This window comes from Colwellia sp. BRX10-1 (assembly GCF_014077545.1).
In the GTDB taxonomy this organism is placed as follows: Bacteria; Pseudomonadota; Gammaproteobacteria; order Enterobacterales; family Alteromonadaceae; genus Colwellia_A.
In genome coordinates, this window is the sequence record NZ_JACGWC010000118.1 from 1 (window position 1) to 337 (window position 337).

Below are 337 nucleotides of genomic sequence, written 5' to 3' on the forward strand. Positions count from 1 at the left end.
TATGTGTTTGTTGGTTTAAGTGTTCTTAATTAACGCTTCTGCTAACAAGCAATTCAAACGGACAAATAACAGTTGGCTGTCGTTCGTTCCTCACTATTTTAGCCAACTATTATTCGCCGCTTAATATGGGCGTTAGGTGTTTTCAGAATGCGGTTAACTTTGATAGTATTATCGATATTTTATAGTTCTTTTTTATTTGCTCATAAAGATACTGGGGTTAAAATCCAAGATGATGGAGCTTTAATTGGTCTTCCGCAGAAATATGAACCTGCATCATTTGATCTTAAATCATTAACTCTTCAAATTGCAGATAAAAAATTAATTATGCCAGAGTGCC

1 protein-coding gene is annotated in these 337 nt (G+C 34.1%); it reads left to right on the top strand.

Annotated features, from left to right (window positions below; all coding sequences use genetic code 11):
* Positions 1-147: 147 nt before the first annotated feature.
* The coding region (locus tag H4J75_RS19800; RefSeq protein WP_182223080.1) for a hypothetical protein at positions 148-337 on the top strand (190 nt) is incomplete at its 3' end.